General features: G+C 29.9%; 17 protein-coding genes, 1 pseudogene and 3 riboswitches. Of the genes and pseudogenes, 1 reads left to right on the forward strand and 17 read right to left on the reverse strand.

The window, feature by feature from the left end; translation table 11 throughout:
- Nucleotides 1-11: 11 nt before the first annotated feature.
- A riboswitch (FMN riboswitch) is annotated at nucleotides 12-130 on the reverse strand.
- 63 nt (nucleotides 131-193) lie between these two features.
- The 9 genes and pseudogenes from KXZ80_RS15050 to metK form a co-directional block, all read right to left on the reverse strand.
- Nucleotides 194-1,357, reverse strand: a complete 1,164-nt coding sequence (locus tag KXZ80_RS15050; RefSeq protein ID WP_021431567.1) for an amidohydrolase — start codon at nucleotides 1,355-1,357, stop codon at nucleotides 194-196.
- Nucleotides 1,358-1,366: 9 nt separating this feature from the next.
- Nucleotides 1,367-3,517 (reverse strand): Tex family protein, encoded by a 2,151-nt coding sequence (locus KXZ80_RS15055; protein WP_021431566.1) that lies wholly within the window; start codon nucleotides 3,515-3,517, stop codon nucleotides 1,367-1,369.
- Between the two features lie 144 nt (nucleotides 3,518-3,661).
- Nucleotides 3,662-4,775 (reverse strand): peptide chain release factor 2 gene (prfB, locus tag KXZ80_RS15060; RefSeq protein ID WP_408636695.1). Its coding sequence is split into 2 segments (ribosomal slippage): nucleotides 3,662-4,711 and nucleotides 4,713-4,775, totalling 1,113 coding nucleotides; the frame shifts between segments, so codons are not numbered across the junction.
- A 14-nt stretch (nucleotides 4,776-4,789) separates the two neighbouring features.
- A complete protein-coding gene (gene secA / locus KXZ80_RS15065; protein WP_021431564.1) occupies nucleotides 4,790-7,462 on the reverse strand; it encodes a preprotein translocase subunit SecA in 2,673 nt (890 codons plus the stop codon).
- Nucleotides 7,463-7,585: 123 nt separating this feature from the next.
- Nucleotides 7,586-8,137 carry a ribosome hibernation-promoting factor, HPF/YfiA family gene (gene hpf, locus KXZ80_RS15070; RefSeq protein ID WP_021431563.1) on the reverse strand — a complete coding sequence of 184 codons (552 nt, stop codon included), beginning with the start codon at nucleotides 8,135-8,137 and terminating at the stop codon, nucleotides 7,586-7,588.
- A gap of 618 nt (nucleotides 8,138-8,755) precedes the next feature.
- Nucleotides 8,756-9,175, reverse strand: a complete 420-nt coding sequence (locus tag KXZ80_RS17700; RefSeq protein ID WP_021431562.1) for a ComF family protein — start codon at nucleotides 9,173-9,175, stop codon at nucleotides 8,756-8,758.
- 168 nt (nucleotides 9,176-9,343) lie between these two features.
- Nucleotides 9,344-9,505 (reverse strand): annotated as a pseudogene (locus KXZ80_RS17895) (double zinc ribbon domain-containing protein); the annotation flags it as partial.
- Nucleotides 9,501-11,729, reverse strand: coding sequence for an SF1B family DNA helicase RecD2 (gene recD2 / locus KXZ80_RS15080; protein WP_021431561.1), 2,229 nt, complete (start codon nucleotides 11,727-11,729; stop codon nucleotides 9,501-9,503). The pseudogene KXZ80_RS17895 and the gene recD2, both read right to left, overlap by 5 nt.
- Nucleotides 11,730-11,977: 248 nt before the next feature.
- Nucleotides 11,978-13,168, reverse strand: coding sequence for a methionine adenosyltransferase (gene metK / locus KXZ80_RS15085; RefSeq protein ID WP_021431560.1), 1,191 nt, complete (start codon nucleotides 13,166-13,168; stop codon nucleotides 11,978-11,980).
- Nucleotides 13,169-13,313: 145 nt separating this feature from the next.
- A riboswitch (SAM riboswitch) is annotated at nucleotides 13,314-13,418 on the reverse strand.
- Nucleotides 13,419-13,558: 140 nt separating this feature from the next.
- Here metK and yyaC point away from each other — a divergent pair.
- Nucleotides 13,559-14,068, forward strand: coding sequence for a spore protease YyaC (gene yyaC / locus KXZ80_RS15090; RefSeq protein WP_021428266.1), 510 nt, complete (start codon nucleotides 13,559-13,561; stop codon nucleotides 14,066-14,068).
- A 56-nt stretch (nucleotides 14,069-14,124) separates the two neighbouring features.
- Here the strand turns inward: yyaC and fabZ are convergent, their stop codons facing one another.
- The 8 genes from fabZ to glmS all read right to left on the reverse strand — a co-directional run bounded on the left by fabZ (nucleotide 14,125) and on the right by glmS (nucleotide 22,503).
- Nucleotides 14,125-14,553 carry a 3-hydroxyacyl-ACP dehydratase FabZ gene (gene fabZ / locus KXZ80_RS15095; RefSeq protein WP_021431559.1) on the reverse strand — a complete coding sequence of 143 codons (429 nt, stop codon included), beginning with the start codon at nucleotides 14,551-14,553 and terminating at the stop codon, nucleotides 14,125-14,127.
- Nucleotide 14,554: 1 nt separating this feature from the next.
- On the reverse strand, nucleotides 14,555-15,601 hold the full coding sequence (gene mreB / locus KXZ80_RS15100; RefSeq protein ID WP_021431558.1) for a rod shape-determining protein: 1,047 nt from the start codon (nucleotides 15,599-15,601) through the stop codon (nucleotides 14,555-14,557).
- Between the two features lie 106 nt (nucleotides 15,602-15,707).
- The gene (spoIIID, locus tag KXZ80_RS15105; RefSeq protein WP_021428251.1) at nucleotides 15,708-15,974 is read right to left on the reverse strand and encodes a sporulation transcriptional regulator SpoIIID; all 267 of its coding nucleotides are present in this window, start codon (nucleotides 15,972-15,974) and stop codon (nucleotides 15,708-15,710) included.
- Nucleotides 15,975-16,170: 196 nt separating this feature from the next.
- Nucleotides 16,171-16,851: a M23 family metallopeptidase gene (locus tag KXZ80_RS15110; protein WP_021431557.1), complete on the reverse strand. Its 681-nt coding sequence runs from the start codon at nucleotides 16,849-16,851 to the stop codon at nucleotides 16,171-16,173.
- A gap of 219 nt (nucleotides 16,852-17,070) precedes the next feature.
- Nucleotides 17,071-18,111 (reverse strand): stage II sporulation protein D, encoded by a 1,041-nt coding sequence (gene spoIID, locus KXZ80_RS15115; protein ID WP_021431556.1) that lies wholly within the window; start codon nucleotides 18,109-18,111, stop codon nucleotides 17,071-17,073.
- A 74-nt stretch (nucleotides 18,112-18,185) separates the two neighbouring features.
- Complete coding sequence (murA, locus tag KXZ80_RS15120) at nucleotides 18,186-19,439, reverse strand: UDP-N-acetylglucosamine 1-carboxyvinyltransferase (protein ID WP_021431555.1); 1,254 nt, start codon at nucleotides 19,437-19,439, stop codon at nucleotides 18,186-18,188.
- An 18-nt stretch (nucleotides 19,440-19,457) separates the two neighbouring features.
- Entirely contained in the window at nucleotides 19,458-20,204 is a 747-nt protein-coding gene (locus tag KXZ80_RS15125) for a YwmB family TATA-box binding protein (RefSeq protein ID WP_021431554.1), read from the reverse strand.
- Between the two features lie 164 nt (nucleotides 20,205-20,368).
- Nucleotides 20,369-20,452: riboswitch (cyclic di-GMP riboswitch) on the reverse strand.
- A gap of 224 nt (nucleotides 20,453-20,676) precedes the next feature.
- Entirely contained in the window at nucleotides 20,677-22,503 is a 1,827-nt protein-coding gene (glmS, locus tag KXZ80_RS15130; RefSeq protein ID WP_021431553.1) for a glutamine--fructose-6-phosphate transaminase (isomerizing), read from the reverse strand.
- Between the last annotated feature and the right edge of the window lie 52 nt (nucleotides 22,504-22,555).

Consider the following 22,555-nt stretch of genomic DNA (forward strand, 5'->3'; position numbering starts at 1 on the left):
TATACATATATACTAATCCTCTCTCATCCAGACTTTACTGTCGGCCTTGGAATCTCACCAAGTCATGCTACAAATGTAGCTCGCGGGCTATACCGCCGGTAGGGAATTTCACCCTGCCCCGAAGATCTTACGTGCTATTTAATTTTCCTTATATCTATATATTATTAATAAAATTTAAATATGTCAATATTAATTAAGCTTGTTTTCTATATACAACTTTTCCATCAATTATAGTATACAGGACATTGCTTTGAATTTCTAAAGGATTATTATCCCATATAACTATATCTGCATCTTTCCCAACTTCTATAGAACCTACCCTATTATCTATACCTAATGTTTTTGCAGGATTTATAGTTATCGCTTCTATAGCTTTTTTAGAATCCATTCCATGTTTAACCGCTATTCCTGCACATACAGGTAAGTAATGTAGAGGAACTACAGGATGATCTGTAGTTAGTGAAACTTGCATTCCTGCATTTGATAAAACCCCAGCTGTATCAAAAGTTAAATTTCTTAATTCTATTTTTGATCTTTCAGAAAGCGAAGGCCCTACTATAACTGGATACGCTTCTTCTACTAAATCTTCAACTATTAAATGCCCTTCTGTACAATGATCTAATGTTAACTTTAAATTGAATTCTTTTGCAATTCTTATCGCTGTAAACATATCATCAGCTCTATGTGCATGTACTTTAAATGGAATTTCTCTATTTAATACTGGAAGTAAACTTTCCATTTTTATATCATAATCGGGCTTTTCATTTTCATCATCTTCTTCATGCAATCTTATATCTTCTAGATACTGCTCAGCTTCTTTTAATGTTTCTCTTAACATTGCAGCAATTGCCATTCTAGTTTGTGGAGCTTTTTCTTCTTGCCCATAACAACTTTTTGGATTTTCACCAAAAGCTATTTTTGATGCCACAGGATTTTTTATTATCATCTTATCTATTCTTCTACCAACAGTCTTTATAGCGATACATTGTCCTCCCATGACATTTGCACTTCCTGGTGTACTACATGCAGATGTAATTCCACCGTTTCTCGCTTCTTCAAAACTTCTTTCCATAGGATTTATTCCATCTATAGGATTTAAATGTGGCGTTATTGGATCTGTTTCTTCATTTCCATCAGCTCCCTCAAATCCCATACCATCTTCCCATAAACCTAAATGTGTATGTGCATCTATAAACCCAGGAAAAATTAAACTTCCATTTGCATCTATAACTTCTACATCTAATGGTGCAACTATATCTGTTCCAATTTCTATTATTTTCCCATTTTCAATAAGTATGTCACCCTGTATAATTCCATTAGTGACTGTGTTTATAATTCCATTTTTTATAAAAAGCATTTATTCCTCCTATACTTCTTTTATATCTTTCATAGTTAAAGAAACCTTTTGTGTTTTTAAATCTATCCCTATTACTTTTACATCTATTACATCCCCTACAGTTACTACTGTCATAGGATCTTTTACAAATTTATTACTCATCTGTGATTTATGAACTAAACCATCATTTTTTATTCCAATATCAACAAATGCTCCAAAATCTACAACATTCCTTACAGTTCCTTTTAAAACCATACCTTCTTTTATATCTTCAATTTTTAATACATCTGTTCTAAGTACAGGTTTAATCCCTTCTTCTCTTGGATCTCTTCCTGGTTTTTTTATTTCAGATATAATATCCTTTAAAGTAACAATTCCTACTTCTAATCCTTCACTTAATTTTTTTATTCCAATATCTGCTATCTTAGAATCTATTTCATCTACATTTCTATTTTTCAAATCATTCAATGAGTATCCTAGTGTCTCCAGTAAACTTTTACAAGTATCATAACTTTCAGGATGTACACCAGTGTTGTCTAAAGGATTTTTTGAATTTGTTATTCTCATAAACCCTGCACATTGAGTAAATGCTTGTGGCCCTAATCTTTTAACTTTTTTAATTTGAGCTCTTGATGTAAAATCTCCATTTTCTTCTCTATACTCAATTATATTTTTCGCTATAGTTTTGCTTATTCCTGCTACATGTTCAAGTAATGAATATGAAGCCGTATTTAAGTCTACACCTACAGAGTTTACTGCATCTTCTACAACTCCACTTAAAACTTCTTCTAATCTTTTTTTATTAAGATCATGTTGATATTGTCCTACTCCAATACTTTTAGGATCAATTTTCACTAACTCAGCTAAAGGGTCTTGCAATCTTCTTGCTATAGATATAGCTCCTCTTATAGATACATTTATATCTGGATGTTCTTCATTAGCAAGCTCTGATGCTGAATATACAGATGCACCTGCTTCACTTACTATAGTATATTGAACATTACCATTTATTTCACCTATCATTTCAGATACAAATTGTTCTGATTCTCTCGATGCTGTACCATTACCTATAGAAATTATATCTATATTATATTTTTCTATAAGTCCTTTTAAAGTCTTTTTTGCTCCATCTACATCATTTTGAGGTTTAGTTGGATATACAGTTGTATAATCTAATAACTTACCATTCTTATCTACAACAGCTATCTTACATCCAGTTCTATATGCTGGGTCAAATCCCATAACCACTTTATCCTTTACAGGTGGTTGAAGTAATAAGCTCTTAACATTTTGTCCAAAAACACTTATTGCTCTTTCATGTGCTAAATCAGTTAAATGATTTCTTATCTCTCTTTCTATCGAAGGGAATATAAGTCTTTTGTATGAATCTTCTATAGCACAAATTATTTCTTCTTTATTTATTTGGTTGTTTTTATTAACATATATATCAACTATATGATTTATTACTTTTTCATTATTAATTTCTAATTTAACTTTTAAATATTCTTCTTTTTCTCCTCTATTTATAGCCAACACTCTATGTGGCGCTATAGTTTTCACAGATTCACTAAATTCGTAATACATATCATATACAGATTTTTCATCTTTTGAGTTTTTACTTGATATAACGCCTTCTCTTAAAGCTAACTCTCTTATATACTTTCTTAGCTTGGCATCTTCTGAAACTAATTCTGCTATTATATCTTTAGCTCCTTTTAATGCATCTTCTTCAGAGTTTACTTCTTTTTCTTTATCTATATATTTCTTACATTCTAAATTTATATCTACTTTATCATTTAATATAGCTATTGCTAAATTTTCTAAACCTTTTTCTTTTGCAATAGTTGCTCTTGTTCTTTTCTTTTGTTTATATGGAGCATAAATATCTTCAACTTCTTGAAGCGTTTTAGCTAGCTTTATGTTTTTTAATATTTCATCCGTTAACTTACCTTGTTCATCTATTATCCTTTGTACATCATCTTTTCTACTTTGTAAATTTCTTAAATAAACTAATTTATCATAAAAAGCTCTAAGTATAACATCACTCATTTCACCAGTCATTTCTTTTCTATATCTGGCTATAAATGGTATAGTGTTTCCTTCATCTATAAGCTTTATAGTATTTTCAACTTGAGAATCTCTTAAGTTAAACTCTTCTTTTAAAATTTTATTTATATCCAATTTAAATCCCTCCTAAAAAGGGGCGTGCCTCAAAATAAATAGATAAGAATAAATACATAAGCTTTTGCGACCATTAAAACTATTTACGCTTTGGAAGCAAAACTTATGTATTTTTCATACTATTTTGAAACACACCCTTATGTTCTATACATTATTTACTTTAGTCATTTTTAAATATTCATTTATAAATAAATCTATATTACCGTCCATAACGCTGTCAACATTTCCTATCTCAGCATTTGTTCTATGATCTTTTACCAACTTATATGGTTGGAATACATAAGATCTTATTTGGCTTCCCCAAGTTATTTGAGAATATTTACCTTGTAAATCTTCTATAGTTTCCTTTTGTTCTAATTCTTTTAGTTCTATAAGTTTAGCCATTAACATTCTCATAGCAGTATCTTTATTACTGTGCTGAGATCTTTGATTTTGACACTGGACAACTACACCTGTTGGTATATGAGTTATCCTTACTGCAGAATCAGTAGTATTTATATGCTGTCCTCCAGCACCAGATGCTCTATATGTATCTACTTTTAAATCCGAAGGATTTATATCAATTTCTATACTTTCATCTAATTCTGGAATTACATCAATTGATGCAAAAGAAGTATGTCTTTTTCCAGATGGATCAAAAGGAGATATTCTTACAATTCTATGCACTCCTTTTTCACTTTTTAAATATCCATATGCATTAAGTCCTTCAATTTGTATAGTTGCACTTTTTATACCAGCTTCTGTGTCTGATTGTAAATCTAATGTTTTAACTTTAAATCCTTTAGAATTAGCCCATCTATCATACATTCTCAGTAACATTTCGGCCCAATCTTGAGCATCTAATCCACCTGTACCTGCATTTATAGATAAAATCGCATTATTTCTATCATATTCTCCACTCAATAAAGTTTTTATTTTAACTTTATCAATCTCTTTCTCAAGTGAAGTTATTGTACTTTCAACTTCTTTCTCTAATGAATCATCATCTTCTTCTTGAGCTAACTCAAGAAGTACTTCTGCATCTTCCACAGATGATTGTAGATGATTGTACTCATCTACAATATCTTTTAGATTTTTATTTTCTTGAAGTACAGACTGTGCTTTTTCATTATCATTCCAGAAGTCTTGTTCACTCATTATTTTTTCACTTCTAATAATTCTTTCATTCAGGCTTTCTATGTCAAAGAGAAGCCCTCAATTCTTCTATATTATTAGACATCTCTTCTATTCTATGTCTATATTCTTGTACATTAAGCATATACAACCTCCAAACTATCTACCGCAACACTTTTTATATTTTTTACCACTTCCACAAGGACATTCATCATTTCTTCCTGTTTCTTCATCTTTCTTAACAGGTTTATTTCCTTGACCTTCGTCTGCATTTGAAGATATTTTTTCTACATCTACTACTTGTTTTCTTTGTATCGGTTCCTCTATTGTAAAGTTATATAAATATCTTACAGTATCTTCTTGTATAGCTTTTGTCATATTATCAAACATGTCAAATCCTTCTAACTTATAAGCTACAACTGGATCTTGCTGACCTATAGCTCTAAGTCCGATACCTTGACGTAATTGATCCATGGCATCTATATGATCTATCCAATAAGAGTCAACAGCTTGTAAAAGTATAACTCTCTCGATTTCTCTCATTCTTTCAGATCCAACCATATTTTCTTTTTCTTCATATATTTTTTTAGCTAAGTTATATACTGCGTCTATAACTTCTTCTTTTTTCATATTTTCAAGATTTTCAGCTTCTAAGCTACCTTTAGGCATAAACATATGATATAAATAATCTTTGTATGCATGTAAATCAAATCCTTGATCTGTAACATATATATCATATCCATCTGATATTATAGCCATTATCATTGTTTTAACTTGTTCTTCTAAGTCTTCACCTTCTAATACACGTCCTCTTTGTTCGTATATTATCTCTCTTTGCTTATTCATAACATCATCATATTGAAGAACATGCTTTCTTATACCAAAGTTTCTTCCTTCAACTTTCTTTTGAGCGTTTTCTATTGATTTAGTTAACATCTTAGCTTCTATAGGTGTTTCTTCATCTAATCCTATTTTTTCAACCATTCCAGATATTCTATCACTTCCGAATAGTCTCATAAGCTCATCTTCTAAACTTATGTAGAATCTTGAACTTCCTGGGTCCCCTTGACGACCAGCACGACCACGTAACTGATTATCAATTCTTCGAGATTCATGTCTTTCTGTACCTATTATAGCTAACCCGCCAGCTTCTCTAACTTTATTCTGCTCTTCTTCAGTTTGTAATTTATATTTTTTAAGTATTTTATTGAAATCATCCTTAGCTTTAACTATTTCATCAGTTAATTCTATTCCTAAACTCTCTACATCTGTATCAACCTTGTTTATTACATCCTCAGAGTACCCGATTTTCTTCATTTCTTTTTTAGTTAAGAATACTGGGTTACCTCCTAAAACTATATCGGTACCACGACCAGCCATGTTAGTAGCTATAGTTACTGCTCCTAATCTACCAGCTTGGGCTACTATCTCTGCTTCTTTATGGTGATTCTTAGCATTTAAGACTTCATGCTTTACACCTTTTCTTTTTAAAATCATAGATAAAACTTCAGATTTTTCTATAGATACTGTACCAACAAGCACCGGTTGATTATTCTTATGTCTTTCTATAATATCTTCAGCAACTGCATTAAATTTTCCTAGTTCACTCTTATAAACACAATCTGCTAGATCTTCTCTTAGTATAGGCTTATTAGTTGGAATTTGTACAACATCCATTTTATATATTGCTTTAAATTCTTCTTCTTCTGTTTTAGCTGTACCTGTCATTCCTGATAACTTATTGTACATTCTAAAGTAGTTTTGGAATGTTATAGTTGCTAAAGTTTTAGATTCTCTTTGTATTCTTAATCCTTCTTTAGCTTCAATTGCTTGATGTAATCCTTCAGAATATCTTCTACCGAACATAAGTCTTCCAGTAAATTCATCAACAATAACTATTTCGCCATCTCTTACAACATAATCTACATCTAACTTCATTATTTTATGAGCTTTTAATGCTTGATTTATATGATGGTATAACTCTATATGAGCTATATCTGTTATATTTTCAACATTAAAATAAACTTCTGCTTTTTGTATACCACTTTCAGTTAAAGAAACTGATTTTTGTTTTTCATCTATCTCATAGTTATCTTCCTTTAAAGTATGTACAAATGTATTTGCGTCACCGTATAGATGTGTTGATTTATCTCCAGGTCCTGATATTATAAGAGGTGTTCTAGCTTCATCGACTAATATAGAGTCGACCTCATCGACTATTGCATAGTTTAATTCTCTTTGAACCTTTTGCTCTTTATGTATAACCATATTATCTTTTAGATAATCAAATCCATATTCATTGTTTGTTCCATAAGTTATATCGCATTCATATTGTTCTTTTCTTTCTTGAGGATTTTGTCCATGGACTATAACCCCAACTGTCATTCCTAAAAACTCATATATTTTACCCATTTGTTCTTTATCACGTTTTGCTAGGTAATCATTGACTGTTACAACATGTACACCTTTACCAGTTAACGCATTTAAATAAACTGGAGCTGTTGCAACTAAAGTTTTACCTTCTCCAGTTTTCATCTCAGCTATTCTTCCTTGGTGAAGAACTATTCCACCTATAAGCTGAACTCTATATTGTCTCATTCCAAGTACTCTTTTTGAAGCTTCCCTTACAACCGCGAATGCTTCTGCTAATACGTCATCTACTGTTTCCCCATTATTAAGTCTATCTTTAAAAACATTAGTCATATTTCTTAATTCACTATCTGACATTCCTTGAAATTTCGATTCTAAAGCATCTATCTCATCAACTGTTTTGCTGAATTTTTTCATTTCTCTTTTATCAGCCATATTAAATATATTATCTAAAAAACCCATATACTTATCTCTCCTCGTCCATTATATGTATAATATACATTCTACCATAAAATCTTTGCATTTTATATTTAAAAAGCTATCGATTATTATTTTTATCGATAGCTTTAATAACTAATTTAAATTCTAAGCTTGTTCTATCATTCCATAACCGCCATTTTTTCTTTTATACACGATTGATATATCATCAGTTTGAGTGTTTGTAAATATGAAAAAGTCATGTCCTAACAAGTCCATTTGTAAAACTGCTTCTTCTGGACTCATTGGCTTCATATTAAATTTCTTATTTCTTTCTATTGAAATATTTATAGAATTTTCATTTTCATCATTTAACTCTTCTTCTGATAAGTCTTCTATATGGCTAAATCTTATACTTTCATTTGATTGATGTTTATCTTGTACTCTTTTTTTATACTTTCTTAACTGAGTGTTTAACTTATCATATACTACATCTATAGCAGCATATAAATTTTCCTCTGTATCTTCTGCTCTTATTATAGGCCCACTTATTGGTATTATAGTTACTTCTACTTTTTGTCTTGCCTTTTTAGCACTTACTGTAACTTTTACTTCTGTTTCTGGGTGAAGGTAGTAGTCTAATCTTTCTAATTTTTCTGCTACTGAATCCTTTATTGCATCTGTTAATTCCATTTGTTTCCCAGATATTTTTATATTCATAAGAACATCTCCCTTCAGGTATATATAAGTACAATAGCTTATACTTATTTAATTTCTATGTTTAAATTCAATTTCCTTTATTTTTATTGTTAGCTTCTTGGAATCATAATATTCAAAGTAAATAAATTTATTTTTGTCGATTAATCGTAAACCTTGACCAACATGTGGATTGATTTATCATTATAACCTGTGGATAATGTGGATAAAAATGTTAATAAGTCTGTATTTATTTATTTTTACACATTCTTTACTAAATTTATATCCACAGAACTAATGTTTATTTGTTATTAATTTGTTTATTGTTGTCATATTTTCGAATAAATTACGAAAAAATTGTATTTAAGCAAAAAAAAAGCACCTCTAAAGGTACTTTAGTAATATTTTAGCTGACCTGGTCTTTGCCCCCACACTCGCCTGCTGGAGATTTCGCTTGGGTTCGCCGCACTACTGACTCTCTCGATTTTAATATCGGCAGGTCTTACTTCTAAGCTGCACCATGATCATTAACCCCATTTTTAGAGTTAACTTACGTGGGTCCTTTCGCCTGCAACTGGCATGAACTTTCAACCACAGACCTAACACATTACTAATACATTTTAATATCTTAAGACTCATATGTCAATAACAATTTATTCTAGTTAAAAATGTACATATATAAATTTTTTTAACACCTTTAAGTTTCAATATTTTTGATATTTCATTTACAGTGCTTCCCGTAGTAAATATATCATCTATCAGTAATACATTTTTGTCTTTACATAAATTTATGCTCTTATAAAAACCAAATGCATTTTTTACCTCTCTTGATCTTTCTTCATTCGTTAATTTAAATAATTTAGTAGTATTCTTATTCCTATATATAGAATCTAAAACCTTTATATTTTCTATTTTGCCAAGTTTTTTTGCAATAAGTTTTGATTGGTTAAATCCTCTTTTTCTTTCCCTTTTCTTATGTAATGGAACATACAGTATATAATCATAATTTATATTTTGAGTATCTAACTTTTCTTTCATTATCTTAGATATAATATTTGACATAAATGTTTTATCATTGTATTTAAATCCAAATACTATCTTTTTACTAGTTTCACTATATTCTATACATCCTATAGCTTTTTCAAAATAATACGTTTTATTTATACACGACGGGCATCCATTTAATAAGTCTTCAGGCTTTAATGTTTCTATAGTTTCATTTAATATAGTTTTTCCACATTTTATACATCCATCATTTATAAAATTTAGTTCATTGAAACAATCTTTACATAATGAGTATGTATTATTTTTACTAATAGATTTATTGCATATAATACACTTAATATTTTCAGGATATATTATATCTAAAATTTTATAAAAAATTGATTTAATTTTTTATTAACACCCCTTCTTTTTTTAATCTATTCAATTTTTTACTTAAATTAGAGTGTCTATCGTTTATCCTATTGTTTTTTATCATAAATTCTAAGTATTTAACATCTCCAACTAAAACTACTAATTGTTTAGCTCTAGTTACTGCTGTGTAAAGTAGATTTCGATTTAATAGCATAGGCGGAGCCCAAGTTACTGGAATTACAATAGCTGGGAATTCACTTCCCTGACTTTTGTGTATTGTCGTACAAAAACTATGATCCAATTCATCTAACTCAGAGTATTCATAAGACACTATTTTAGTTTTATCAAATAGAACATATATAATTTTATTTTCCTTATCTATATGATAAATATAACCTATATCCCCATTGTATATACCTTCCCCATTTTCACTCTTATCTTCATTTTCCCATTTTTTAGTATAATTATTTTTTATTTGCATAACTTTATCGCCAACTCTAAAAATCCTTTTTTGTAGTGTTTCTTCAACTTTAAACTTTTCTTCTTTATTTAAATACTTTTGTAACTCTATATTTAAATTTGTAACACCTAAATCACCCTTTCTCATAGGTGCAAGAACTTGTATATCTTGTAGTTTATCTAAGTTATAAAATTTAGGTAGCCTTTGGCTAACTAAGCCAACTATTTCTTCTAAAATTGCTTCATTTGTATCTTTTTTTATAAAGAAAAAATCTTTACCTTTAACATTTAGGTGAAGTGGCAATCCTTTGTTTATTCTATGTGCATTTACAACTATCATACTTTCTTGAGCTTGTCTAAAAATCTCATTCAATCTAACAACATTTATAACCTCTGAATCAATAATGTCTTTTAAAACATTTCCAGCTCCAACAGATGGTAACTGATCACTATCTCCAACTAAAATCAATCTAGTTCCTGGTTTTATTGCTTTTAATAAGCTATACATTAAAACAATATCTACCATTGAAACTTCATCAACAATAACTACATCTGCTTTTATAGGGTCTTCTTCATCTTTTAAAAAAACTAGTTCTTCTGAGTCTGTTGCATATCCCATTTCTAAAAGCCTATGAATTGTTTTAGCCTCTTTATCGGAAGTCTCACTCATCCTCTTTGCTGCTCTCCCTGTAGGTGCGGCTAAAAGAACGTCTTGTTTATTATTTTCAAATATTTTTATTATAGTATTTATAGTCGTCGTCTTTCCTGTTCCGGGACCTCCAGTAATAACTACTAATCCACCTTCAACAGCTTCTTTTACTGCTAATACTTGATTTGTAGCTAACTTTATATCAGTTTCTTTTTCTATATTTTCTATTTCTTTTTCTATATCTATATTTAATTCTTTAAATTGAGATTGAGATAATTTTATGATTTGCTTACAAACTCCATTCTCAGATAGATAATATGGTATTAGATATATGTGCTCTTCATCTCCAAAATTTCTTTCAATATGAATTTTTTGATCATAAGCTAAGCTTAAAATTGAATCTGAAATATATTCATTATCTACACCTAACAACTTGCTAGACTCATCTATTAATACATTCTTAGGTAAATATGTATGCCCACTTCCTAGTGACTGATTTAATGCGTATAAAACACCTTGCATTATTCTATCTTTAGAATATTTATCTATTCCTAAATTAGATGCTATTTTATCTGCTACTTTAAATCCTACTCCTCTTATATCCTCTGCTAACTTATATGGATTTTTAGTTATTATATCTATCGCTTTATTCTTATATCTTTTATATATCTTTAAACAAAAGTTAGGAGTTATTCCATAAGGCGATAAATGCATTATTATATTTCTTAATTCTCTATTTTCTTCATAACTTTTAGCTATCTGCTCAATTTTTTTTGTACCTATACCCTCAACTTCCGAAAGCCTATGTGGAGAATTTTGAATAATATCTAAAGTATCTACTCCGAACTTTTCTATTATTCTCTTTGCCATCTTTTCTCCTATTCCCTTTATTATCCCAGAAGATAAGTATACATATATTCCTTCTATGGATGATGGAGTAACTGGCATAAATGAATTAACTTCAAATTGAGTTCCATATGTCTTATGATTTATCCACTTACCCTCAACTTCTATACTCTCTCCAACTGTCAAAGTAGGCATGCATCCAACTATAACTATATCATTATTTTCATTTGATAAATGAGCTATAACATATCCATTATCTTCATTTTTAAATATAATATCACTTACCATTCCTTCAATCTTTTCCATAAATAATCTCCTATAAAAATTCGATTCTCTTTAACAACTATGTGTGTAAATTTTTTCTCTCAAAAATAATCTATTAATTTAATTAATCTCATTAAATCCTTAATAATTTTTTACTATATAATTTCCTTAAGCATAAAAATGCTAATTTTAGCGTTTACATAATTTACTATTATTATACAGCTAAATTTATATAAAAAAAATAGAAGACTGTAAATCTACAGTCTTCTTATTACTAATATAAATATTTATTATAATCCAGCTTGTTCTCTTAAAGCTTCAGCTTTATTAGTTCTTTCCCATGGTAAATCTAAGTCAGTTCTACCAAAATGTCCATAAGCTGCAACATTTTTGTACATAGGCTTTCTTAAGTCTAAGTCTCTTATTATTGCTCCTGGTCTTAAATCAAAGTTCTTGTTAACTAAATCAACAAGTAATTCTTCACTTACTTTTCCAGTTCCAAATGTATCTATGAATACAGATAATGGTCTAGCAACACCTATAGCATAAGCTAACTCTATTTCACATTTGTCTGCAAGTCCTGCTGCTACTATATTTTTAGCAACGTATCTTGCAGCATATGCTGCTGATCTATCAACTTTTGTAGGATCTTTTCCTGAGAAAGCTCCTCCTCCATGTCTAGAGTATCCACCGTAAGTATCTATTATTATCTTTCTTCCAGTAAGACCTGTATCTCCTTGTGGTCCTCCTATAACGAATCTTCCAGTTGGGTTTATATATATTTTAGTTTCTTCATCTAAAAGTGCTTCTGGTATAACAACTTTTATAACTTTTTCTATTAAATCTTTTCTTATTGTCTCAGTACTTACTGTTTCACAATGTTGAGTAGATATTAATACTGTATGAACTCTAACTGCTTTATTCCCATCGTATTCAACAGTAACTTGAGTCTTTCCATCTGGTCTTAAGTATTCTAATTCTCCACTTTTTCTAACTTCTGTTAATCTTCTTGATAACTTATGAGCAAGAGATATTGGAAGAGGCATTAATTCCTCTGTCTCATTACATGCGAAACCAAACATTATACCTTGGTCCCCAGCTCCTATTTTCTCTATTTCATCTTCAGTTAATTCTCCGCTTCTATTTTCTAAAGCTTCATCAACTCCCATAGCAATATCCCCTGATTGCTCATCTATAGAAGTTATAACTGCACAAGTATCTCCGTCAAATCCAAACTTAGCTCTAGTGTATCCTATTTCTTTAACTGTTTCTCTAACTAATTTAGGTATATCAACGTAAGTGTTAGTACTTATTTCTCCTGCAACTAATACTAATCCTGTTGTAACTGTTGTTTCGCAAGCAACTCTAGCTTGTGGATCTTTTTCTAAAAGTGCATCTAGTATCGCATCTGATATTTGATCACATATTTTATCTGGATGCCCTTCTGTAACTGATTCTGAAGTAAATAAATGTTTTGCCATTAATGTTTCCTCCTTTTATCTTTTAACCTTAGATTAAAATTCTTTCTATTACCTTAGATCCATAATTGGAATAGTCTTTCTTGATATTAAAAAAACCTCTTCTTTTTATAAGAAGAGGTTAATTATATTCGTCAATAATTAACTAACCTCATCTTTCAAGATATAAAATCTTGTAGGAATTAGCACCTTTTCCATTCGGAATGGTTGCTGGGTTTCACAGGGCCTGTCCCTCCACCTCTCTTAATAAGGTAATTAAGAAATTTTATTAATTTTTATTACTTTACTAATTATACTATTATTAATGATTCTTATCAATATGTTTCTTTAAATTTTAAATGTTATTTTTTACTTTAGGCTCTCATATATTTATTTTAAGGGGGGGATGTTCCTATGTATTTGGCTAAAGTAAACTATAAAAAAGATAATGTTGTTCAAATCCTTAGTGATACATTAAAAGATATAATTGATGAGAATACGGTTATAGTTTGTATAGGAACAGATAGAGCTATAGGCGATTCTTTAGGCCCTTTAGTTGGAACGATGTTAAAAAACAGCAATTATAAATATCCTGTTTATGGTACTTTAGATAAACCTATTCACGCTTTAAATATATATGAATCCCTACAGTCTATAAAGAAAAAACATGTTAATGGTAATTTTTTGGCTATAGATGCTTGTCTAGGATCAAAAAGCAATATAGGAAATTTACAAGTAAGAAAAGGACCTATCCTGCCCGGAAAGGGAGTAGGTAAGAAACTTCCTGAAATTGGGAATTATTCTATCGTTGGTATTGTTGATAAAGTAGACGAAAATAATAAGTTTTCATTTAATAGTATACGTCTAAGCTTTATTTTAGATATGGCTGAAATAATAGCATTATCCTTAATACTTTCAACCTGATTTCAATATATCCCCTTTATACTCAAAAATAAAGAAGCTGTCAAAAGACAGCTTCTTTATTTTTGAACTAATGCAAACATTAATTCTCCGCTACAAACTAATTCTCCATCAACATATGCGCTTGCATTAGCCTTACCTATATTTCTTCTTAAAGAAGTCATTTCAACTTCCATTCTTAATGTATCTCCCGGTCTAACTTCTTTTTTAAATCTAACTTTATCTATACCTGCAAATACACCTAGTTTCCCTTTATTTTCGTCTATAGACATCATAGCAACAGCTCCAACTTGAGCCATAGCTTCTATTATTAGAACTCCTGGCATTATAGGATATTCTGGAAAATGTCCTTGGAAAAATGGTTCATTAACACTTACATTTTTTATACCCACAGCTCTTTTACCTTCTTCAAGTTCAACAACTTTATCTACAAGTAAAAATGGATACCTATGAGGTATTAATTCTTTTATTTGATCAATATTTAGCATATTATTCTTCTCCTTTTATAGTTTTTCTTTTGAATAACCCTGTTCCACCTGTTTCTAACATATCTAAAGCTGATAATGACTCTCCTGTACCTTTAGCAACACAAGATAAAGGATCTTCAGCTATTTTAACTTCCATACCTGTACTCTCCTCTATTCTTTTGTCTAGTCCATATAAAAGAGCTCCTCCACCTGTCATTATTATTCCACTTTCACTTATATCTGCCGCAAGTTCTGGAGGCGTTTTTTCAAGTACAGATCTAACAGTAGAAACAATTTGGTTAACTCCATCTGCTAAAGCATCTAGCATTTCCTTTGAGTCTATAGTTATTTTTTGAGGAAGTCCTGTTACTAAATTTCTACCTTTTACATCCATAGTAACTTCTTCTTCTCTTGGATATGCAGTTCCAATATTAATTTTAACTTGTTCAGCAGTTCTATCCCCTATAAGTAAATTATGTTTTTTTCTCATATAATTTACTATGTATTCATCAAATTTATCTCCACCGATTCTTATAGATTCACTTACAACTGCTCCTCCTAAAGATATTACGGCTATATCTGCTGTTCCTCCACCTATATCAACAACCATATTACCATCAGGTTTAGATATATCTAATCCGGCCCCTATAGCGGCTGCTATAGGTTCTTCTATTATATAAACGTCTCTAGCTCCAGCTTGTCTTGTAGCTTCCTCTACAGCTCTCTTTTCTACCTCTGTAACTCCCGTTGGCACGCACACCATTATTCTAGGCATGAAAAATCGTGAAAAACCTTTCTTGTCTACCACTTTGTCTACATAATATGTTAACATTTTTTCAGTAATATTATAATCAGATATTACTCCATCTTTTAAAGGTCTTATAGCTACTATATTTCCTGGTGTTCTTCCTATCATCTTTCTAGCCTCATCACCTACAGCTAAAACAGTTTGTGACTTTTTATCTATTGCTACAACAGAAGGTTCTTTTACAACAATACCCCTTCCATTGACATATACAAGAACATTTGCAGTACCTAAATCGATACCTATATCCGCTCCTTTTGTCATTAAATTCAACTCCTTCTCAATTTATATAAACTTTTCGTTAATTTTAACACTCTACATACAAAATATACAAAAACTTGTTTTTAGTCAAGAAAAAAATGTAGGTTTTTTAACCTACATTTTTATTACACTTCACTTCATATTTTTGTTTTGTTGCCATTCCCCCTCTTATATGCCTTTCAGATTTATTCTTTTCCAAAACCATTTTAACCTCTTTTGCAAGAGATGGATTAATTTCTTCTAATCGTTCAGTTACATCTTTGTGTATAGTACTTTTACTTACGCCAAATGTTTTAGCAGTTTGTCTAACTGTTGTTTTCTTTTCTAATATATACTTTGCTACAACTATAGCTCTTTCCTCTATATGCGATCTCAAAGCTTCCCCCCCTTAAATCCTACCTTAGTGATATATATGTAAAAAAACAAAAAAATATAACAAGCTTAATCAAATTTGATTAAGCTTGTTATATTTTTTAATTCTTAGGAAATTATATTCATAATTTCCAACTTATACACTTGAGCAACGGACCTGTTTTTTTAAGGTTGTTGGCGATATGAGCAACGCGAATTTTTTATTTAATTAACGTCATAGGGTCTATAGTTTTACCATCTTTTGTTGCAGTTACATGCACGTGTGCACCTTCTAAACTTTCTACACTAGTAGTATTACCCACTTTTCCTATTACATCTCCGTCTTTAACTTCTTGACCTTTTTTAACAGATACTTTGTCATCTAAGTTTGAATAAACAACAGCTACTTTATCTTTAGATTCCACTTTTACAGATACTCCATGTTGGTCATCTTTAAATACATCTGTTACTTTACCATTAACAATTGATTTTACCTTACTTCCTTTTTTAGCTTGTACATCTAATGCTTTATGTATTTCCCATACATCTAATGTACTTGAGTAACTAGGCTCTTTTTCTGAATACTCTCTAGTCACTTTTTCTCCTAGATAGTTTATTTTAGTTTCTTCCTTTTTAACAACTTCTTTTTCTTTTACCTTATCTAAGTTTTCTTTTGAATTGGTAGCTGTTGGCACAGTTTTATCATCTTTTTCTATTAGGTGAATTTCGCCTTCTTCATCACCTTTTGCCACTTTATTTTGATTATCTAAAAAACCGTTTTTTGAAGCTAAATCATCCACGCTATTTTTTGTAAACCAAATACCTCCAATTGCAACTAAACAAACACATACAAATAAGGCTAAGTAAAAACCATCTTTCTCTAATAGTTTTTTCTTTTTCATGACGCACCTCCAAATATATTCATACATTTGTATTTTGTACCTTATTTGTTATTTTTATACAATTTTTATTCTTTTATATTTATTTTATTTTCATATTTTAAATATTAATTTTTCACTATGTATAAATAAATTAATATCCCTTCAATTTTTTATTTTATTTAATTCTTGAAATACAAAAAAACCCTAAACTAACTTGCAAATCAAGTTAGTTTAGAGTTTTTAATATGTATCTTTAATATTGATATCTGAATAATAATGCTCTAATATTTCATAATATTTATAACCATCCTTAGCCATTCCTTCTGCTCCCCATTGACTCATACCCACACCATGGCCATACCCTTTTACAATAATATCTACATAATCTTTATTAAACTTCAAATCAAAGTTAGCGGAATTTAAATTAAATAAACTCCTTATGTCACGGCCTGATATTTCTTTATTTCCAACCTTGATCTTCTCAACCGATCCACCTTTACTTCTTTCTTCTATACTAACTTGTTTTGATAGTTTATCATTAGAAATCGACATATTAGGATAACCTTTTCTAAGTGTGTTTATAAAGTCGGAATTATTTATCTTAACATTAGATGCATATTTGGGAGCATTTTTATCATAAGGACTATCTACAGATCTCAAATATGGATATTTAGTACTAAATACCTCTTCACTATTTTCAGTATTTCCTGATGATGTAGAAAAATATAATGGTAAAATTGCCTCATCTTCATATACTATAATTTGACCCTTAGTATCTTTCACAGCTTGTTCTATTTTTGTATAAAATTTATCCATCCAAGCTTGGCCATTTTTACTTAGTAATTCTGATTTACTTTTATATTCCTGACAATGCTTATAATCTGTACATACAGCTGCATTTTTATGCTTACCAGTTTTTTTACTATATACTGTAAATGTTCTAGCAGCTACTGCTTGCGCCTTTAAAGCCTCTTTATCAAACTCTGCAGACATTTCCCCTGCAAGAACTCCACATAAATAATCTTCTATGTCTATAGTCTCTACTATTCCTTTTTTATGATTATAAACCTTTATTTTAGGTGATTCCTTATCTATAGTTTCGTAATTTTTAATACTTTTCTTTTTATTAATTTTTAGCTTAGTTTCAATTTTCAACTTATTTTGGATATGTGGTACTATATCTGGCTTTGAGTCTGAGTTATATGCAAATATAGATACGCAAATAGGTATCGCCGCAGTTACCAAAACAGTACTAGCTAAAACTAACAATGGGTTTTTCATAAAATTTTCCTCCTTGGATAAATACTTCTAATCCATAAATTTTATGAAAAACCCGTGTTAATTATGACTAATTATTAGTCTTCAATTATTTCTATATTTCCACCTAATGCTTGTATCTTCTTATCTATGTCTACATATCCTCTTTGTATATGATATATATCTCCTATTTCAGTTACTCCTTCAGCTATAAGTCCACATAAAATTAACGCAGCTCCAGCTCTTAAATCTGTTGCTTTTACTGTTGATCCATGTAATTGATCTACACCTGAAACAATAGCACTTCTACCTTCTATTTTTATATTAGCTCCCATTCTGTTGAACTCTGCAACGTGCATAAATCTATTTTCAAATACAGTTTCTATAACTACTCCCGTTCCATTTGCTACAGTAGCCATAGCCATAAATTGAGCTTGAACATCTGTTGGGAACCCTGGGTGTGGTAATGTCTTGATATCTATTGGCTTTAATACCTCAGGTCCTTTAACTCTCACAGAATTATCCATATCTATTATTTCACATCCAGCCTCTTTTAATTTAGCTACAACAGGCTTTAAATGTTCCATAATTACATTGTCTATAGTTATATCTCCTTTTGTCATAGCTGCTGCAACCATATATGTAGCTGCTTCTATTCTATCTGGTATAACTGTATGTTCAGCACCTTTAAGTGACTTAACTCCTTTTATTCTTATTGTGTTAGTTCCTGCCCCTTTTACGTCAGCTCCCATTTCATTTAAGAAGTTTGCTAAATCAACTATTTCTGGTTCTTCTGCAGCATTTTCCACTATAGTAGTACCTTCTGCTAAAGCAGCAGCCATCATTATATTTTCTGTAGCTCCTACTGATGGGAAATCTAAGTATAACTTGCTTCCTACTAATTTCTCCGTATTCGCCTCCACAAATCCATGATCTATTATTACATTAGCTCCTAATGCCTTAAATCCTTTTAGATGTAAATCTATAGGTCTAGTTCCTATTGCACATCCTCCTGGCATAGATATCTTTGTATGGTTAAATCTAGCAAGTAGCGGTCCCATTACTAAGAATGATGCTCTCATCTTTCTTACAAGCTCATATGGAGCTTCACAAGTCTTTATATTACTTGCATCTACTGTTAATGTACAATCCTTATATTCAACCTCAGCACCTAAATGTCTTAATAAGTCAGATATTACATGTACATCTTTTAAGTTAGGAACCCCTTTTAACACTGATTTTCCATCCGCTAATAAAGTTGCTGCTATTATTGGTAATACTGCATTTTTTGCCCCATCTATTTTAACACTTCCTACAAGTGGATTACTCTTCTTAACTAAAATTTTTGCCATTTCACTTTTCTCCTCACACTAATAATCTAATTTTATTATAGGTGTAGCTACGTAAACCATAGTTTTTTCTTCATTTTCGCTATACCTAATTCCTATATTTAAATTTACCTTATTTCCCAAATATTCAAGGTAATCAGTTTTAATCAATTTACTAAAAGCTGTTACCGACATAAAGTTTTCTTCTTCAACCCTATCTATTTCTTTAGCATTCATATTATATAATATTTTTTTCAAAATATCATCATATTTGTGTAGTTGTAACTTTTTTTTATACTCTCCAGCCATACATGTATAAATATCGACTTTTTTGCAATACAAATTTAGAGTATTTTCTACAACTGTATAAATATCCACTATATCTTTATATACTTTATTTTCTAATATGTCAACTATAATATAGGACTCATTTTTACCTTTATTAGCGACAATGATAGATATATTTCTATCTTTTTCATCTATCTGTGCATATACCTGAGTTTGAGTGTCCTTTTTACTTTCAATCCACTTTAAATTAGATTCCTCAAGCCCTAAATTTGAAATTATTTCCATGCAAATATTTTTCATTTCTTCTTTTTCTAAAGATTTATCTAAATATGCATTTGCTTTCATATTATAAAATTTAAAATTACTATCTATACTTTCAAAAGTATTTACTAGTTGATTATATCCATTATTCTTTATCTCAGCTTCTGATTCTCCATAGAACAAAACTATCCCTAATAAAAATATAAATATAAAACTTATACTCACTAATATTTTTTTCATAGTATTACCTCCCCATATTTCCAGTTTTATACTATAAAGTATTAACAAAAATTGGTTGGTTATACTATTCCTGATTCCAAAAATATTTTAATATATTATTATAATTTTTTCTATACATATTAAATTATATATAATTTTACACAATAAAAAAGCTATACTTATATTTTAAGTGTAGCCGGTTGCATCAATAGCTCCATATATCCAAGATGCCCACCTATAGGATATAGTTCTTCGCTTCTCAATTCATTATGAAATATATTTAATTGCGCATTAGAGACTAAATTTGGCGCTTTTAAGCTTTCGGATGAGTTTTATTTGTATTTACCCTATCTCATACTCTCAAAAGCTTCAAATCACTATTTTTAAGATTTAGTTAATTAGTCAGCATCTTAAATTAGTATATATAAAAATATGCATAAAGTTTAAAAAGGTGATTCTCAATATAAAATCGAGATATCACCTTTGATTTTTATTATTCAACAGTAACTGATTTAGCTAAGTTTCTTGGCTTATCTACATCACAACCTCTTTCAACTGCAACATAGTAAGATAATAATTGAAGTGGTAAAACTGTTAATATACTTGATAAAACATCCTCAACATTAGGTATATATATCACTTCATCAGCAGACTTTTCAACTTCTTTATTTTTCTCTTGAGCTACAGCAATTACGTATGCTCCTCTTGCTCTAACTTCTTCCATGTTAGAAACCATTTTTTCAAATAACTCTCCTTGAGAAGCTATAGCAACTACAGGAGTTCCTTTTTCTATTAATGCTATAGTTCCATGCTTTAACTCACCTGCAGCAAATGCTTCTGCATGTATATATGATATTTCTTTTATTTTTAAAGCACCTTCCATAGCTATATTATAATCTAATCCTCTACCTAAGTAGAATGCACTATGTTTTTCTTTTAAAGTCTTTGCAACTTCTTTTATATGATCTTCTTGTTTTAAAGCTTCTTCAACCTTTGAAGGCATTTCTTTTAGTTTTTCTATCATTTCATTATAATACTCTCTAGTTATAGTACCTTTCTTTATAGCAAAGTCTAAAGCTATCATATAGAATGATACTAATTGAGTTGTATATGCTTTAGTTGATGCAACTGATATTTCAGGTCCTGCCCAAGTATAGAATACATCATCTGATTCTCTTGCAATTGAAGATCCAACAACATTAGTTACTGATAATATTCTAGCTCCTCTTTCTTTCGCATATCTTAAAGAAGCTAAAGTATCTGCAGTTTCTCCTGATTGACTTACTAATATTAATAGTGTCTTATCATCTATAAATGGATCTCTATATCTAAATTCTGATGCTATATCTGTTATAACTGGAATCTTAGCAAATTTTTCTATAGCAAATTTTCCTATAAGTCCAGCATGATAAGCAGTTCCACACGCTACTATATAAACTCTATTTATATTGTCTAAATCTTCTTTAGTCATCTTTATATCATCTAAATGGATTTCTCTGTTTTCATTTAATCTTCTTACTAATGTTTCTTTTACTCCATTAGGTTGTTCATATATTTCTTTTAACATGAAATGTTCGTATCCACCTTTAGATGCAGCTTCAACATCCCAAGTAATTTCATTAACTTCTTTGTTTACTACTTCTCTATTTTCATTTAATATAGTAACTTTATCTCCTACTATATGAACAAATTCACCATTTTCTAAGAAATATACATTTCTTGTATATTTTAATATTGCAGGTATATCTGATGCTATAAAGTTTTCTCCATCTCCAAGTCCTACAACTAAAGGACTATCTTTTCTAACTGATACTAATTCTTGATTATTATCTTTACATATAACACCTAATGCATATGCTCCTCTTAATCTTTGAGTAGCTTTATATACTGCATCTAATAAATTACCTTCATAATATTTATCAACTAAATGTGCTACTACTTCTGTGTCTGTTTGAGATAAGAATTTTACACCTTCAGCTTGTAATTCTTCTTTTAATTCCATATAGTTTTCTATAATTCCATTGTGAACTACAGCTATTGTTCTATCCATATTAAAGTGAGGATGTGAATTAACATCTGATGGCTCTCCATGAGTTGCCCATCTTGTATGTCCTATTCCTAACCCTCCATTTATAGGGTTCTTTTCTAGATCCTCTGCTAAAACAGCTAATCTTCCTTTAAACTTTCTTATTTCTAACTCATTTCCTGTATTTATAGCAACACCTGCAGAATCATATCCTCTGTATTCAAGCTTTGATAATCCTTCTACTAAAACTTCTGTTGCCATTCTATTTCCTAAATATCCAACTATACCACACATAATTTGTGTCCTCCTAAAAATATTATTATTTTATATATTTTTAAGATTCAGG

The sequence above is a fragment of the Paraclostridium bifermentans genome, assembly GCF_019916025.1.
Lineage (GTDB): Bacteria > Bacillota > Clostridia > Peptostreptococcales > Peptostreptococcaceae > Paraclostridium > Paraclostridium bifermentans.

Bases quoted from the DNA above. Each gene is read 5' to 3' on its own strand.
- KXZ80_RS15050 (WP_021431567.1), bottom strand. From the start codon at position 1,357: ATGCTTTTTATAAAAAATGGAATTATAAACACAGTCACTAATGGAATT.
- secA (WP_021431564.1), bottom strand. From the start codon at position 7,462: ATGGGTTTTTTAGATAATATATTTAATATGGCTGATAAAAGAGAAATG.
- hpf (WP_021431563.1), bottom strand. From the start codon at position 8,137: ATGAATATAAAAATATCTGGGAAACAAATGGAATTAACAGATGCAATA.
- KXZ80_RS17700 (WP_021431562.1), bottom strand. From the start codon at position 9,175: ATGTCAAATATTATATCTAAGATAATGAAAGAAAAGTTAGATACTCAA.
- recD2 (WP_021431561.1), bottom strand. From the start codon at position 11,729: ATGGAAAAGATTGAAGGAATGGTAAGTGATATTATATTTAAAAATGAA.
- metK (WP_021431560.1), bottom strand. From the start codon at position 13,168: ATGGCAAAACATTTATTTACTTCAGAATCAGTTACAGAAGGGCATCCA.
- yyaC (WP_021428266.1), top strand. From the start codon at position 13,559: ATGTATTTGGCTAAAGTAAACTATAAAAAAGATAATGTTGTTCAAATC.
- fabZ (WP_021431559.1), bottom strand. From the start codon at position 14,553: ATGCTAAATATTGATCAAATAAAAGAATTAATACCTCATAGGTATCCA.
- mreB (WP_021431558.1), bottom strand. From the start codon at position 15,601: ATGACAAAAGGAGCGGATATAGGTATCGATTTAGGTACTGCAAATGTT.
- KXZ80_RS15110 (WP_021431557.1), bottom strand. From the start codon at position 16,851: ATGAAAAAGAAAAAACTATTAGAGAAAGATGGTTTTTACTTAGCCTTA.
- spoIID (WP_021431556.1), bottom strand. From the start codon at position 18,111: ATGAAAAACCCATTGTTAGTTTTAGCTAGTACTGTTTTGGTAACTGCG.
- murA (WP_021431555.1), bottom strand. From the start codon at position 19,439: ATGGCAAAAATTTTAGTTAAGAAGAGTAATCCACTTGTAGGAAGTGTT.
- KXZ80_RS15125 (WP_021431554.1), bottom strand. From the start codon at position 20,204: ATGAAAAAAATATTAGTGAGTATAAGTTTTATATTTATATTTTTATTA.
- glmS (WP_021431553.1), bottom strand. From the start codon at position 22,503: ATGTGTGGTATAGTTGGATATTTAGGAAATAGAATGGCAACAGAAGTT.